Raw genomic sequence first — 249 nt, 5'->3', positions numbered from 1 at the left:
GTGATCGCCGGCGAGGACCAGCACTTCGCCGAGCACCACGGCTTCGACCTGCCGGCCATCCAGCAGGCCCTCGCGCACAACGAGCGCGGCGGCAGTATCCTCGGCGCCAGTACGCTCAGCCAGCAGGTGGCGAAGAACGTCTTCCTCTGGTCCGGGCGCAGTTGGCTGCGCAAGGGCCTGGAGGCCTGGTTCACCCTGCTGATCGAGACGCTCTGGACCAAGCAACGGATTCTCGAGGTCTACCTGAAC

At 66.3% G+C, this 249-nt stretch carries 1 protein-coding gene; it reads left to right on the top strand.

Annotation, left to right across the window (positions count from 1 at the left end; translation table 11 throughout):
- Positions 1–249, top strand: a 249-nt coding sequence (locus ACLJNW_RS27290) for a transglycosylase domain-containing protein (RefSeq protein WP_410961682.1), incomplete at both ends; no start/stop codon positions are given.

The organism is Salmonella sp. SAL4457, from assembly GCF_046548235.1.
GTDB lineage: Bacteria > Pseudomonadota > Gammaproteobacteria > Enterobacterales > Enterobacteriaceae > Salmonella > Salmonella enterica.
The sequence above is the reverse complement of the archived record's forward strand: the minus strand, read 5'-3'. Positions and strand labels throughout refer to the sequence as shown.